Consider the following 13,956-nt stretch of genomic DNA (forward strand, 5'->3'; position numbering starts at 1 on the left):
CGTCGGAACCGCACTCAGTCCAGATAGTCGCGCAGCATCTGCGCCCGCGTCGGGTGGCGGAGCTTGGCCAGGGTCTTCGACTCGATCTGCCGGATGCGCTCGCGCGTCACGCCGAACTCCCTGCCCACCTCCTCCAGCGTGCGGGGATGGCCGTCGGCCAGCCCGAAGCGGAGCTGGATGATGCGCTGCTCGCGGTCGGAGAGCGTCGCCAGGATGTCGTCGAGCTGGTCCTGCAGCATGATGAACGCCGCCGCCTCCATGGGCACGACCGCGTCGGCGTCCTCGATGAAGTCACCGAGGTCGGAGTCCTCCTCACCGATCGGGGACTGCAGCGACACCGGTTCCTGCGCGATGCGCTGGATCTCCACCACCCGGTCGACGGGGAGGTCCATCTCCTTGGCGATCTCCTCCGGGATCGGCTCGCGGCCGAGGTCCTGGTGGAGCTGGCGCTGCACCCTGACGAGCTTGTTGATCGTCTCCACCATGTGCACGGGGATGCGGATGGTCCGCGCCTGGTCGGCGATCGCCCGGGTGATCGCCTGCCGGATCCACCAGGTGGCGTAGGTCGAGAACTTGTAGCCCTTGGTGTAGTCGAACTTCTCCACGGCCCGGATCAGCCCGAGGTTGCCCTCCTGGATCAGGTCCAGGAACAGCATCCCGCGGCCGACGTACCGCTTCGCGATCGACACCACGAGCCGCAGGTTGGCCTCGATGAGGCGCTGCTTGGCCCGCGTGCCCTGCCAGACGAGCTCCCTGAATTCCGGGAAGGCCAGACGCGAGACCCCGTTGGCCAGCTTGTCCTCGGCGAACAGGCCGGCTTCGATCGACTTGGCGAGCTCCACCTCCTCTTCCGCCGTCAGCAGTGGCACACGGCCGATCTCCCGAAGGTAGATACGGACCAGATCACTGGTCGGCGCCCGCTTGCCTACGTCTTCCTCATCGGCGCGGGTGGTCTCCTCGTCGCCCTGGGGCTCGAGGACCTCCACACCGTTCTCGGCGAGCATCCGCACGACGCGTTCGAGCGCGTCGGAGGGAAGCTCGGATCGGTCAAGCGCGGCTGCGACGTCATCGACGGTTACGCTTCCGCGCTCCCTTCCTTTCGCGACGAGGTCCGCCACCTGATCTACGGATGGCGGTCCACTTGACAGCACCGATGCACCCACGGGAGACAGTCTGCAGTATTGGTTCCATAAAATGGCAGACCCATTTTTGTCACCGAAGGTAAGACCAGCGCCCCTTACCGAATTGAGATCCTATTTAGGTTTAGCCGGAGTTTGATCAGGAAAGTAAAGTCAATTACGTGTTCAGGATTGGTGTGGCCGGCTCGGCGCGGAGCCGGACACCCGGGCCAGACTGCCCGGATGCCGGTTCGAGGGCACATTACGGACGTCGGCGGGCGGCCCTCCGCACGGCGGACGGGCGGGCCGTCCGCGACAACCGCTAACTGCCCGCCGCGCGGTCGCGCAGCACCCGGCGCTGCTGCTCCAGCGCCACCAGCTCACCGAACAGCTTGTTGTATTCCTGCTGCTCCTCGACCGGATTGAGGCGCTGGATGCGGGACTTGACCTGAGCGATGGCCCGGTCGACCGCGATGGCCTCGATGGCCGCCAGCATCGCCCCCGCGTAGCGCTCCTCGGCGTGGGAGTCGGCCTGGATGGGCTCCACGGCGAACCGGGTCACCAGCGCCGCCGCGCCCTCCTCGTGGGCGTGCTCCAGCAGCCGGTCGACCCACGGGCGGCCGCCGTGGCCCGCCGCCGCCAGCCCGCCCGCCGCCGCGATCAGCCGGTGGAGGGCCACGTGGTCGGGCGCCGTGAACGCCTGCGCGTCGAGCGCGTCGAAGCGCGGCCCGAGCAGCGCCGGCCGCTGCACGGCCAGCTTGAGCAGCTCGGCCTCCACCCGGACGTGCGGGTCCACCGGCGCCGGCCGGGAGACGCGCCGCGGGCGGCCGGCCTGCGCCCGGCCCACCTCGGCGATGCGATCCATGACGAACCGCTCGTCCATGAAGCCGAGCCACCGGTCGAGGTCGACGGCGTAGCGCTTGCGCAGCCCGGCGTCCTTGATGCCGGCCACGATCGGCGCCGCCGCGTCGAGCGCCGCGATCTTGCCTTCATTGCTGCGCAGGTCGTAGCGGTCGATCGTGCTGCGGATGGCGAACTGGAACAGCGGCTCGCGGCTGGCGACCAGATCGCGCACCGCCGCGTCGCCCTGCTTGACCCGCAGGTCGCACGGGTCGAGACCGTCGGCCTGGATGGCGACGTAGGTCTGCGTGACGAACTTCTGCTCGTCGGCGAACGCCCGCAGCGCCGCCTTCTGGCCGGCGGCGTCGCCGTCGAAGGTGAAGATCACCTCACCCCGGAACTCGGCCTGGTCGAGCAGGAACCGGCGCAGGATCTTGATGTGCTCCTCGCCGAACGCGGTGCCGCAGGTCGCCACCGCCGTGGGCACGCCCGCCAGGTGGCAGGCCATCACGTCGGTGTAGCCCTCGACGATCACCGCCTGGGCGCGCTTGGAGATCTCCCTCTTGGCCTGGTCGATGCCGTAAAGGACCTGGCTCTTCTTGTAGAGCGGCGAGTCGGGCGTGTTGAGGTATTTGGGCCCCTCGTCGGAGTCGAGCAGCTTGCGCGCGCCGAACCCGATCACGTCGCCCGTCGCGTCCTTGATCGGCCAGATCAGCCGCCCCCTGAACCGGTCGATCGGCCCGCGCCGCCCCTGCTTGGCCAGCCCGCCCTTGACCAGCTCCTCGGCGCTGAACCCGCGCGCCAGCAGGTGGCGGGTCAGCGCCTCCCACTCGGCCGGCGCGTAACCCACCTGGAACAGCTCGGCGTCGGCCCGCTCGAAGCCCCGCTCCGACAGGAACCGCCGCCCCGCGCCCGCGTCGGGCCCGAACAGCTTGCCGGCGTAGAACTCCGCCGCCAGCCGGTGCGCCTCGATCAGCCGCGCCCGCTCCCCGTGGTCGCGGCGCGGGACGTAGCCGCCCTGCTCGTACTGCAACTGGATGCCGGCCCGCTGCGCCAGCCGCTCGACCGCCTCGCCGAAGGTCAGGTGCTCGACCTTCTCCACGAAGGTGATCACGTCACCGCCTTCGGAGCAGCCGAAGCAGTAGTACATCCCCCGCTCGGGGGTGACGTTGAAGGAAGGCGACTTCTCATCGTGGAACGGGCACAACCCCTTGAGGTTGCCGCCGCCCGCGTTGCGCAACTGGATGTGCTCGCCGATCACGTCGGCGATCGGGGAGCGCTCGCGTACGAGCGCGATGTCGACATCACGAATCCGGCCGGCCACGCCGGTGAGTCTATTCGGCTCCCCCGACACTTCCCTCATTGAGAGCGATGTGACCTGCGGGGCGCGGGACGATCACCGGGGTGGAACAGGTGGCGCCCGTTGGCCGGAAGACGTTATGGGACCGCTCCCTGTCGGCTACAAAGGTAAAGGTTGCACTCAGATACGGTGGAGATCATGCGAGCGGGGCGAATCGGCCTGGTGACGGCGTCGACCGGCGTCGTGCTGCTGGTGGGCGGCTGCAGTCAGCCGGCCGGGATCGCGGGGGTGCGCACGGCGGCCACCCCCGGTCCGAGCTCGCCGACGCCCGCCCCCGCCTCGCAGGGCCCGGCCGAGGCGCCCGACGGCGGCGAGCCGGTGCGGGTGCCGCCGCCGAAGCTGTCCGACCACACCTACACCTTCCCCGTCGAGGGCTGCGAGGTGAGCTACCAGCGCAAGCTGCTGGTGCTGCCGAAGACGACGATCTGGGCGCGGCGCGGGTGCGCGTTCGTCGCGCCGGTCGACGGCGTGGTCCACGAGGTCAACACCGTCAACCGGTGGGCGCCGTCCACCGACGTGGGCGCCCACCGCGAGGGCAGGTTCGTGACGATCGCCGGCGACGACGGGGTGCTCTACCTCGGCGGGCATCTCGACAGCGTGGCCGCGAGCGTCAAGCCGGGCGTACGGGTGAAGGCCGGCCGGGTGCTGGGCCGGATCGGCACCTCGGGCAACGCCCGCGACACCGGGCCCAACCTCTACTTCGCGATCTCCTGGAAGACCGACCCGCCGCTGTGGTGGGTGCGGCGCGGCATGGTCGAGCCGTGGGACTACCTCGACGCCTGGAAGACCGGCAACCGCACGTTCTCGCCCCGCAAGGAGACGCTGGCGCTGCGCCGCGAGCTGGGTGAGACACCGCCGTGCCGGGTGCTGTGCGGGGCGAGGCAGCCGTCGTCCGCGCCGTCCAAGACCCCGACCCCCACCCCGACGCGCAAGCGGACCCGCGCGACCCCCACACCGGAGTTCGCGATCACGCTGTCGCCGACCGAGTCGGTGGGCGTCCTCGGAGGCGGCACCCCCTGAGACGCCCCCAGGCAGCCCCAGGGGCCAGGTGCTCCCCGCTCGGCTTGACTCCCTCCTCTGCGGCGCCCTCGGCGTGACCGTCGGCGTCAGGCGTCCCGTCCGGTCAGCGTGACAGCCGCCGGTGCCAGGCGACGGCGGAGGTGTCGGTCAGCGAGGCGAGCTGGTCGATGACCACCCGCAGGCGGGCCGTGTCGTCGGGCGCGGCCTCGAAGTCCGCCCTGAAGGCCGGCTCCAGCGTCTCGGGAGCGCCGAGGGTGACCAGCGAGGCCAGCTCCGTGATGAGCTCACGCTGCCTGGCCTGGTTGGCGTGGTGGTCCTCGGTGGCCATCACGTAATGGGCGGTGATCCCCTTGAGCAGCGCGCACTCCAGGCGGGTCGCCTCCGGCACGACGAGACTGGTCCGGTGGCGCGGGCCGTACGACTCCAGGGTGGCCGTCTGGGCGGCGCGGCAGAAACGGCCGATGAGCCCGCTGGTGAGCGCCTTCAGCCCGGCCAGGTCCTGGAGGGTGGCCGCGAAGCGGCGGGGCCATGGCGGCAGGGCGACGAGCCGGTCGAAGAGCTCCTCCAGCTCGGCGAGGTCGGCGCCGGGCGCGTACCACGTGCGGGCCGTCACGCAGACGGCGGCGCGCTCGGCGGGCGAGCGCAGCGCCTCCGGGACGACGTGGCCGGAGTGCAGCGCGTCCTCCAGGTCGTGCACCGAGTACGCGACGTCGTCGGCCCAGTCCATGATCTGCGCCTCGAAGCTGACCCGGCCGTCGGGCGCGCCGTCCCTGATCCACCGGAAGACGGGCAGATCATCGTCGTAGACGCCGAACTTGGGCGAGTCGCCCCGGGTCCACGGGTACTTGACGGAGGCGTCCAGCACGGCCCTGGTGAGGTTGAGCCCGGCGCTGCCGCCGCTCTCGCCGATGACCTTGGCCTCCAGCCGGGTGAGCAGCCGCAGGCTCTGCGCGTTGCCCTCGAAGCCGCCGCACGGCTCGGCCAGCTCCGCCAGGGCCACCTCCCCGTTGTGCCCGAACGGCGGGTGGCCCAGGTCGTGCGCGAGGCAGGCGGTCTCGACCAGGTCGGGGTCGACGCCGAGGGTGGCGCCCATCTCGCGGCCGACCTGGGCGCACTCCAGCGAGTGGGTGAGCCGGGTGCGCGGGATGTGCTGGCCCGCGCCGAACGCCTCGGCCGGGCCGACCACCTGCGTCTTCGCCGCCAGCCTGCGCAGCGCGGCGCTGTGGAGCACGCGGGCGCGGTCTCGTTCGAAGGGGCTGCGCTCGGGGTTGCCCGGGGGTTCCGGAACCCAGCGCTCCGTGTCGTGCTCGTTGTAGACGGTCATAAGTGCAGTGATTTTATCCAGTTTCCGGTTTTCGCTAGGGTCGATCTACGCCAGCACCCCTTCCCCGGGAGCCCTCACCCATGACGACAGCGTTCCGGGCCGTCCTCGCCTTCAGCCTGCTCGCCGGCTTCTACGTGCTCGTCGGCGGGTTCGTGGCGGCGGCGGTCGTGCTGGACGTGCTGCTGATCATCGACTTCCGCGCCGGTCTGGTGAAGTTCGCCGTCGTGCTGACGCTCGCCGCCGCGGCGCTCGTACGGGCCCTGGTCATGGTGAGCCGGCGGCAGGGCGGCGAGCAGCCGGGCGTGGCCGTCACCAGGGAGCACGAGCCGGTGCTCTGGCAGACCGTGGAGGACCTGGCCCGCCTGGTCCGCACCGCGCCGCCCGACGAGATCCGGCTGGTGCCGGACGTCAACGCGGCGGTCGCCGAGGACACCCGCTTCCTCGGCCTGGTGGCGACGACGCGACGCATGTACATCGGGCTGCCGCTCATGCAGACGCTGACGGTCGACGAGATGCGCGCGGTGCTCGGGCACGAGCTCGGCCACTACAGCGGCGCGCACACCCGGCTGGGCGCGCCGGTCTACCGGGGCCGGGTGTCGCTGATCGCGACCGTACGCGGCCTGCACCGCCACCCGTTCATCCAGCGGGTCTTCACCTGGTACGCCCGGCTCTACCTGCGGGTGTCGCAGGCCGTGTCGCGCAGGCAGGAGCTGGAGGCCGACGTGTTCGCGGTGGCGATCGGCGGGCGTCAGGCGATGGCGGACGCGCTCCGCAAGATCCACTACACGGCGGCGGCCTGGGAGCTCTACACGGGCGCCTACCTGTCGATGGCGGGAGCCGGGGGTTGCCGGCCCGCGGCCGTGTTCGGCGGCTTCCAGTCGCTGCTGAACGACGCCTCCCGGCAGGCGGAGCTGGCGAAGGCGGCCGAGCAGCCCGAGAAGGCGTCCCCGTACGATTCCCACCCGAGCCTGGCCGAGCGGCTGGCGGCGGTGGAGCGGCTGCCCGAGCCGGGGCATGCGCCCGACCCGCGGTCGGCGCTGACCCTGCTGCGCGACGCCGACGTGGCCGCCGACGCGGTGGAGCAGTCGATGTGGACGCCGCAGGCCCTGGCCGCGCTGCGCCCGGTGTCCTGGGACGAGCTGGTCTCGCGCGGCATGTACGAGGGCCGCAACGCCGAGGCGCTGGTCGACCTGGCGGTGGCGGGCGCACAGGTGGTGGGGGCGTCCAGGCCGTACCTGGACGCCGCCTTCGAGGCCGTCGCCAGGGGGCGGCAGGCGGAGCTGGAGGAGCGGCTGCGCGAACGGGGCTGGGAGGCCGGCGACGGGCTGCTGGCGCGGGTGCTGGGCGCGGCCCTGGAAGGGCTGCTGATCCAGCACGGCCAGGCCCGCTGGTCGCTGTCCTGGTCGGGGCCCGCCCGGCTGCTGTACGACGACGGCGAGGAGGTGGCGCTGTCGGAGTACGCCGCCCAGGTGGCCGCCGACCCCGCGGCCGTGGCCGGGCTGCGGGCGTGGCTCGGCGACCTGGGGGTGCGCCACGACTACGTCCCGGCCGACGCCGAACAGGCGGCCACCCAGGCCGCCTGACGCGACCCCGGCACCCCGGCAGAACCCCCGGACGCCGATCCCGGCCCAGGTCCCGTCGCCCGGACCCCGTCGCGCAGAACCCGAACGCGCGATCCCTGACCGGGCCTTCCACCGGACCGCGCCCGGTCGCCTTCCGCTGCGGGTGCGGGCCGGGCGCGTGAGAACCCCGTGAGGGGGGTCAGCGAGTGTCGGAGTCGGTGTCGCTGAGGGCGGCGCGGCCCGCTTCCAGGCGCGCCACCGGGATGCGGAACGGCGAGCAGGACACGTAGTCCAGCCCGGTGTCGTGGCAGAAGTGGACCGAGTCCGGGTCGCCGCCGTGCTCGCCGCAGATGCCGATCTTGAGGTCGGGCCTGGTGGCCCGGCCCTCCTCGGTGGCGATCGCTACCAGCCGGCCGACGCCCTCGCGGTCGAGGGTCTCGAACGGGGAGACGCCGAAGACGCCCAGCTCCAGGTAGCGGGAGAAGAACGCGGCCTCGACGTCGTCGCGGGAGAAGCCCCACGCCATCTGGGTGAGGTCGTTGGTGCCGAAGGAGAAGAACTCGGCGGCCTCGGCGATCTGCCCGGCGGTCAGCGCGGCCCGTGGCGTCTCGACCATGGTGCCGACGAGGGCGTCCACGCCGGTCTCGGCCAGGATGGCGACGGCCTCCTCGCGGACGTACTCCAGCTCCTGCACGGCGGCGATGAGCGGGATCATGATCTCCGGCCTGGCGCCGGGGACCTCCTTGGCGGCCTGGGCGATGGCGCGTACCTGCATGGCGAACAGGCCGGGGATGACCAGGCCGAGCCGTACGCCACGCAGGCCCAGCATGGGGTTCTGCTCGTGCAGTCTCTTGACGGCGGCCAGCAGGGCGCGGTCCTTGTCGGTGACCTCGCCGGTGGCGGCCTTGACGGACAGCTCGACGATGTCGGGCAGGAACTCGTGCAGCGGCGGATCGATGAGCCGGATGGTCACCGGACGGCCGTCCATCGCCTGGAAGATGCCGATGAAGTCGGACTTCTGCAGCGGTTCGAGCGCGTCCAGCGCGGCCTGCCGCTCCTCGGCGGTGCCGGCGAGCACCAGGTCCTCGACGAGCTGACGGCGGTCGCCGAGGAACATGTGCTCGGTGCGGCACAGCCCGATGCCCTCGGCGCCGAAGCGGACCGCCCTGGCCGCGTCCTCGGGGGTGTCGGCGTTGGCCCGCACGCCGAGCCGGCGCGTGGCGTCGGCGTGGCGCATGATGCGGTCGACGGCCCGGACCAGGTCGTCCTCGGGCTCGGCGCCCTCGAAGTACTCGACCACGGCGGAGGCGACGACCGGCACCTCGCCGAGGTAGATCTCGCCGCTGGTGCCGTCGATGGAGATCACGTCGCCCTCGTTGACGACCACGCCGCCGGGTGCGGTGAACGTGCCCCCGGCGGTGTCGACGTCCAGTTCCTCGGCGCCGCACACGCAGGTCTTGCCCATGCCGCGGGCGACCACGGCGGCGTGCGAGGTCTTGCCGCCGCGGCTGGTCAGGATGCCGCGGGCGGCGATCATGCCGGCCAGGTCGTCGGGGTTGGTCTCGCGGCGGACCAGGATGACGTCCTCGCCCGCGGCGGCCAGCTCGGTGGCCCGCTCGGAGGAGAAGACGGCCTTGCCCACGGCCGCGCCCGGCGAGGCGTTCATGCCCTTGGCGATGCGCCGCTTGCCGGCGTCGGCGTCGAAGCGGGGGAACATGAGGCGGGCGAGCTGGTCGCCGGTGACCCGGGTGACGGCCTCGTCCATGGTGATGAGGCCCTGGTCGACGAGCTGGGTGGCGATCCGGAAGGCGGCGCCGGCGGTGCGCTTGCCGACGCGGGTCTGCAGCATCCAGAGCTTGCCGCGTTCGATGGTGAACTCGATGTCGCACAGGTCGCGGTAGTGGTTCTCCAGCGTCTCCATGATCGACAGCAGTTCGTCGTACGAGCGCTTGTCGATCCGCTCCAGCTCCTGCAGCGGCATGGTGTTGCGGATGCCGGCGACGACGTCCTCGCCCTGCGCGTTCTGCAGGTAGTCGCCGTAGATGCCCTGGCGTCCGCTGCCGGGGTCGCGGGTGAAGGCGACGCCGGTGCCGGAGTCGCCGCCGCAGTTGCCGAAGACCATGGAGCACACGTTCACCGCGGTGCCGAGATCGGCGGGGATGCGCTCCTGGCGCCGGTAGAGGACCGCGCGGGGCGCGTTCCAGGAGTCGAAGACGGCCATGACGGCCATCCGCATCTGCTCGCGCGGGTCGGCGGGGAAGTCGCTGCCGGTCTGTTCGCGGACGATGCGCTTGTACGACTCGACCAGGTGCTGGAGCTCACCCGCGTCGAGATCGGTGTCCTGGCGGCCGTCCTTGAGCGCGTCGAGCGCGTCCTCGAACAGGTCGCCCTCTATGCCCAGCACGGTCTTGCCGAACATCTGGATGAGCCGGCGGTAGGAGTCCCAGGCGAAGCGCTCGTTGCCGCCCGCCTGCTTGGCCAGGCCGTGGACGGAGTCGTCGTTGAGCCCGATGTTGAGCACCGTCTCCATCATGCCGGGCATGGAGAACTTGGCTCCGGAGCGCACGCTGACGAGCAACGGGTCGTCGGCCTGGCCCAGCCGCTTGCCCATCGTCTCCTCGAGCGCGCGCAGGTGCTCCTCGACCTCCTGGTCGAGCCCGTCGGGGGCGGCGCCTTCGGCCAGGTAGTGGCGGCAGGCCTCAGTGGTGATCGTGAATCCCGGAGGGACGGGCAGGCCGAGGTTGGTCATCTCAGCGAGGTTGGCGCCCTTTCCGCCCAGGAGATCCTTGAGATTCCTGTTGCCCTCGGTGAAGTCGTAAACGTACTTGGCCACCACAGCTCCAATCAACGGCTTCTACCCGGACTCTACCGGCGGAATTCATGATGAAACTGCACTCTACGGTTAACTCAATGTTCTCCCAGCTCAAACCCCCCGCAGAGGTCTAATCCACTGATAAATCGACCTTCTTCTGGAAGTGGTTTATACCAATGGTTCAAACCAATTTTGGACTATGTTCGGGGGGCCGCGATGGATGAATGTGATCCAGCCCACCACCAACCGTCCGCGACCCGCCGGCGCGAGGACCGGCCCGCCCCGCACCCCTCCGATGGACGCGAAAAGGGGCCCCTCCGCAGAGAGGCCCCCGGGTGACGGCGCGCGTCAGTCGTTGAGGTGCTGGCGCAGGTAGCTCTGCACCTGGTCGATCGCGATCCGCTCCTGGCGCATCGAGTCGCGCTCGCGGATGGTCACGGCCTGGTCCTCAAGGGTGTCGAAGTCGACCGTGATGCAGAACGGCGTGCCGATCTCGTCCTGCCGGCGGTAGCGGCGGCCGATCGCGCCGGCGTCGTCGAACTCGACGTTCCACCTGCGCCGCAGCTGCGCGGCCAGGTCGCGGGCCTTGGGCGACAGGTCGGCGTTGCGCGACAGCGGCAGCACCGCGGCCTTGACCGGGGCGAGCCGGTGGTCGAGCCGCATGACCGTGCGCTTCTCCATGACGCCCTTGGCGTTGGGCGCCTCGTCCTCGGTGTAGGCGTCGAGGAGGAAGGTCAGCATGGCCCGGTCGACGCCGACCGCCGGCTCGACGACGTAGGGCACGTAGCGCTCGCCGGTCTCCTGCTCGAAGAAGCTCAGGTCGGTGCCGGACGCCTTGGAGTGGGCGGTCAGGTCGAAGTCGGTGCGGTTGGCGATGCCCTCCAGCTCACCCCACTCGGTGCCGGTGAAGTTGAAGCGGTACTCGATGTCGACCGTGCGCTTGGAGTAGTGGGACAGCTTCTCCCGCGGGTGCTCGTACAGGCGCAGGTTGTCCTTGTTGATGCCCAGGTCCGTGTACCACCGGAAGCGCTCGTCGATCCAGTACTGGTGCCACTCCTCGTCGGTGCCGGGCTTGACGAAGAACTCCATCTCCATCTGCTCGAACTCGCGGGTGCGGAAGATGAAGTTGCCCGGGGTGATCTCGTTGCGGAACGACTTGCCGATCTGGCCGATGCCGAACGGGATCTTCCTGCGCGCCGACTGCTGCACGTTGAGGTAGTTGATGAAGATGCCCTGCGCGGTCTCCGGGCGGAGGTAGGCCAGGCCCGACTCGTCCTCGACCGGGCCGAGGAAGGTCTTGAGCAGGCCGCTGAACTGGCGCGGCTCGGTGAAGGTGCCCTTGTTGCCGCAGTTGGGGCAGGTGATGTCGGCCAGGCCGGACTCGGGGGCCTTGCCGTTCTTCTCCTCGTACGCCTCGATCAGGTGGTCGGCGCGGAAGCGCTTGTGGCAGGACTGGCACTCGGTGAGCGGGTCGGTGAAGGTCTCGACGTGGCCGCTGGCCGCCCACACCTCGGGGGCCAGGATGACGCAGGAGTCGAGGCCCACCACGTCGTCGCGCGCCTGGACCGTCGACAGCCACCACTGCCGCTTGACGTTGTTCTTCAGCTCGATGCCCAGCGGCCCGTAGTCCCATGACGCGCGCAGTCCGCCGTAGATCTCGCTCGACGGGTATACGAGCCCGCGGCGCTTGGCGAGGCTGACGATGGTGTCCATGACGTCGGTGCGTCGTGCCATGTTGATCGGACTCTTTCCGGCTGGAGGTCGGCGAGGGAACGGATTGAGGTCCCAGCTTAGGGGAACGGCGGACGGGTCCGCGCCCGAGTGGCGCTACGCCCCGTCTTGTACGAGGACGTCCTCGAAAGCGGAGGGTTCGTTGACCATGAGGGTCATCAGTGGATACAGCTCCATGCGGGCGGTGGACAGCGCCCTGCGGTAGAACCCGGCGCCCTCCCACTCGCTGACCAGGGCCCACAGGTTGGGCTCGTCGACGGACCTGGCGAGCCGGCCGCGCAGGTAGCCGGGCTGCGCGGCGAGCGTGTCGAGGACGACCTCGGCCTGCTTGGCGAACTCCTGCGACTGGGCGTCTGGAACGGTGTAACGGATCACGGCGAGCACGCCCCCAGCATGTCAGACCTTCCGCGACCGCCGGGGCGTTTCGGACGGCGCTAGGCTCGGGCCGTGGCCACTGACGACGACCGCCGCAGGCATCCGCTGGCGCAGCCCCGCGGGGAGCCGAAGGGCAAGCCCAAGCGCCCGCTGCCGCAGGGCGAGCAGTTCTTCACACCCGGGGCGACGGGGCTGCGCGCGGCCGTCGAGCGGCGCAGCGCGGCGCCGATGGCGTTCCTGTTCACGCAGGTGCCGCGCTGGATCGCGCCCGCCGTGATGGTGGTGCTGCTGCTGGCCGGGTTCGCGGTGCAGAGCTGGCTGGGCGGGCTGGCCGTGCTGCCGGTGGTGGTGTTCGTCGGCTGGCTGGCCTATCTGTCGTGGCCGTCGCTCGGGGTGGGCGGCAAGCTGTTGCGGGTGGCGATGCTGACGTTCCTGGTGCTGCTGGCCGCGACCCGGTTCGGGCTGCTCTAGGGGATCAGCGTTTGACGCGCTCTCAGAGACGTCCTGCGCGGGCCTTCACCCCCCGGTTCGAAGGCCGGAGCACTGGCCCGCATCTTGGTAGCCGGGGAAGTTGCCGGGCAGGCGCTCGCCGTCGGGGCCCTGGGTGGCGGCCCTGACGAGCAGTTCGCCGCCGACGAACGCGCCGCGCCAGGAGGCGCCGAGCCCGCCGAAGAGCTCCTCGCGGTCGCCGCGCGAGCGCGGCCGGTTGTGGCCGACCTTGAACGCCCGCACGTCCGGGGCGAGCCTGCGGTACGTCTCCTCATCGTCGCAGGAGAGGGTGGCCACCAGGGCGCCGTTGCTGGCGTTCATCGCGGCCAGCAGCTCCGCCTCGGTGTCGACGAGCACGAAGCTGTCGACGGGGCCGAACGGCTCGGCGTGGTGGAGCGGGGACGACCGGGGCGGGTCGAGCAGGGCCACCGGCGCGAAGTAAGCCGACATATCTTGACCGGGGAGGAAGTGTCCGGAGGCCACGGCCGCCCGGTGCAGCGGCACCGCGCCCCGCGCCACCGCCTCGTCCACCTGGTCGGCCAGCTCCTTGGCCTTCGAAGCGTTGATCAACGGCCCGAAGTCCAGCTCGGGCAGTGGATCGTCCGGATGGGCGACGGCGAGCGGGTGCCCGAACCGCAGGGACCCCACCGCCTCCAGGTAGGCCCCCAGGAACTCGTGGAACAGCGACCGCTGCACCACGAACCGCGGGTAGGCGGTGCAGCGCTGCTTGCCGTAGTCGAACGAGGCCCGGATCTGCCGGCGCAGCAGGTCCCAGCCGGAGTACTTCCACACGCCCCAGCAGTTGAGCCCCTCCTGCTCCAGCACGTGCCGCCGGTCCAGGTCGGCCAGCGAGCCGGTGACGTTCCCGCCCGCGTCCCTGCCGCCCACGAACGACACGCAGCCCAGCGACCGCCCCGCCACCAGCACCGGCGACAGCTCCGCCCCGCTCCCGCTGACCAGCGTGAACGGCAGCCCCTCCCGGACCGCGAGCGCGCACGCCAGGGTGAGGCAGCACAGCCCGCCGTCGGTCGGCGTCTTGGCGATGACCGCGTTGCCGGCCAGCGCCTGCACGAGCATGGCGTGCATGAGCACGCTCATCGGGTAGTTCCAGCTCGCGATGTTGCTGACGGGGCCGGGCAGCGGGGCGCGGCCGGCCGCCATCCGGTCGATCTCTCCCACGTACCAGCGCACCCCGTCGAGGCAGCGGTCGACGTCGGCGCGGGCCGTCTTCCACGGTTTGCCGATCTCCCACACCAGCAGCAGCGCCAGCAGGTCGCGGTGCGCGGCCATGGACTCCACGGCCGCCGACACCCGCGCCTTGCGCT

General features: G+C 71.0%; 10 protein-coding genes. 3 read left to right on the forward strand and 7 right to left on the reverse strand.

What is annotated here, in order from left to right; all coding sequences use genetic code 11:
* Positions 1-14 precede the first annotated feature (14 nt).
* Together rpoD and dnaG are read right to left on the reverse strand one after the other, a co-directional pair.
* Positions 15-1,118, reverse strand: coding sequence for an RNA polymerase sigma factor RpoD (rpoD, locus tag OUY22_RS31305; protein ID WP_240779826.1), 1,104 nt, complete (start codon positions 1,116-1,118; stop codon positions 15-17).
* Between the two features lie 322 nt (positions 1,119-1,440).
* Positions 1,441-3,282 (reverse strand): DNA primase, encoded by a 1,842-nt coding sequence (dnaG, locus tag OUY22_RS31310; RefSeq protein WP_270158848.1) that lies wholly within the window; start codon positions 3,280-3,282, stop codon positions 1,441-1,443.
* A 174-nt stretch (positions 3,283-3,456) separates the two neighbouring features.
* Between dnaG and OUY22_RS31315 the strand changes: the two genes are divergently transcribed.
* A complete protein-coding gene (locus tag OUY22_RS31315) occupies positions 3,457-4,338 on the forward strand; it encodes a M23 family metallopeptidase (RefSeq protein WP_270158849.1) in 882 nt (293 codons plus the stop codon).
* Between the two features lie 103 nt (positions 4,339-4,441).
* Here OUY22_RS31315 and OUY22_RS31320 read toward each other — a convergent pair whose 3' ends face one another.
* Positions 4,442-5,662, reverse strand: a complete 1,221-nt coding sequence (locus OUY22_RS31320; RefSeq protein WP_270158850.1) for a deoxyguanosinetriphosphate triphosphohydrolase — start codon at positions 5,660-5,662, stop codon at positions 4,442-4,444.
* 80 nt (positions 5,663-5,742) lie between these two features.
* On the opposite strand from OUY22_RS31320, the gene OUY22_RS31325 reads away from it, so the two are divergent.
* Positions 5,743-7,245: a M48 family metallopeptidase gene (locus tag OUY22_RS31325; protein WP_270158852.1), complete on the forward strand. Its 1,503-nt coding sequence runs from the start codon at positions 5,743-5,745 to the stop codon at positions 7,243-7,245.
* Between the two features lie 178 nt (positions 7,246-7,423).
* Here the strand turns inward: OUY22_RS31325 and ppdK are convergent, their stop codons facing one another.
* The 3 genes from ppdK to OUY22_RS31340 all read right to left on the reverse strand — a co-directional run bounded on the left by ppdK (position 7,424) and on the right by OUY22_RS31340 (position 12,151).
* Complete coding sequence (ppdK, locus tag OUY22_RS31330; RefSeq protein WP_270158853.1) at positions 7,424-10,057, reverse strand: pyruvate, phosphate dikinase; 2,634 nt, start codon at positions 10,055-10,057, stop codon at positions 7,424-7,426.
* Positions 10,058-10,384: 327 nt separating this feature from the next.
* A complete protein-coding gene (locus OUY22_RS31335; protein ID WP_270158854.1) occupies positions 10,385-11,770 on the reverse strand; it encodes a glycine--tRNA ligase in 1,386 nt (461 codons plus the stop codon).
* 93 nt (positions 11,771-11,863) lie between these two features.
* The gene (locus OUY22_RS31340) at positions 11,864-12,151 is read right to left on the reverse strand and encodes an antibiotic biosynthesis monooxygenase family protein (protein ID WP_270158855.1); all 288 of its coding nucleotides are present in this window, start codon (positions 12,149-12,151) and stop codon (positions 11,864-11,866) included.
* A 63-nt stretch (positions 12,152-12,214) separates the two neighbouring features.
* On the opposite strand from OUY22_RS31340, the gene OUY22_RS31345 reads away from it, so the two are divergent.
* Positions 12,215-12,613 (forward strand): DUF6703 family protein, encoded by a 399-nt coding sequence (locus tag OUY22_RS31345; protein ID WP_270158856.1) that lies wholly within the window; start codon positions 12,215-12,217, stop codon positions 12,611-12,613.
* A gap of 45 nt (positions 12,614-12,658) precedes the next feature.
* On the opposite strand, the gene OUY22_RS31350 is transcribed toward OUY22_RS31345, so the two are convergent.
* On the reverse strand, positions 12,659-13,956 hold a 1,298-nt coding region (locus tag OUY22_RS31350), incomplete at its 5' end, for an aldehyde dehydrogenase family protein (RefSeq protein ID WP_270158857.1).

This window comes from Nonomuraea corallina (genome assembly GCF_027620315.1).
Lineage (GTDB): Bacteria > Actinomycetota > Actinomycetes > Streptosporangiales > Streptosporangiaceae > Nonomuraea > Nonomuraea corallina.

Coding starts and splice junctions, on each gene's coding strand:
- OUY22_RS31315 (WP_270158849.1), top strand. CDS start 3,457: ATGCGAGCGGGGCGAATCGGCCTGGTGACGGCGTCGACCGGCGTCGTG.
- OUY22_RS31320 (WP_270158850.1), bottom strand. CDS start 5,662: ATGACCGTCTACAACGAGCACGACACGGAGCGCTGGGTTCCGGAACCC.
- OUY22_RS31325 (WP_270158852.1), top strand. CDS start 5,743: ATGACGACAGCGTTCCGGGCCGTCCTCGCCTTCAGCCTGCTCGCCGGC.
- OUY22_RS31335 (WP_270158854.1), bottom strand. CDS start 11,770: ATGGCACGACGCACCGACGTCATGGACACCATCGTCAGCCTCGCCAAG.